The organism is Limosilactobacillus sp. DJ3M12 (assembly GCF_947381695.1).
Taxonomy (GTDB): Bacteria; Bacillota; Bacilli; order Lactobacillales; family Lactobacillaceae; genus Limosilactobacillus; species Limosilactobacillus kinnaridis.
In genome coordinates, this window is record NZ_CANCWY010000069.1 from 1 (window position 1) to 405 (window position 405).

Annotated in this window: 1 protein-coding gene; it reads left to right on the forward strand. The window is 41.0% G+C overall.

Going from position 1 to position 405, the window contains the following annotated elements:
- Positions 1–405, forward strand: a 405-nt coding sequence (locus QOS06_RS10745) for an IS66 family transposase (RefSeq protein WP_283596066.1), incomplete at both ends; no start/stop codon positions are given.

Here is a 405-nt window from a genome sequence, read left to right on the forward strand (position 1 = left end):
CCAATACGCGTTCTGGTAGAATCATTGGACAAATAGTCGGTAATAATTATCCGGGTATTATCATGTGCGATGGGTATAAAGGGTATAGTAATCAACTCTATCCGCAAGCAAAATTTGGTTCGTGCTTAGTGCATATTCGACGAGAATTTGTCAAATTGGTCAAAGCACTGCCAAAAACAATGAAGGCGTCCAAAGCGCAACAAGCAATAACTCTTCTTAGTCAGGTTTTCCATTCGGAAAACCAGTTGAGTTATCAAACGGCCAATGAGAAGTTAGTGCAGCGGCAAATCCATGTCAAACCGCTAATGGATAAATTTTACAATTACATTAGCCAGATTAGCCAGCCGATTGGACAGTTGCGTAAGGCAATTCAGAACGCCATCCAGTTAAAATCACGAGTGTATC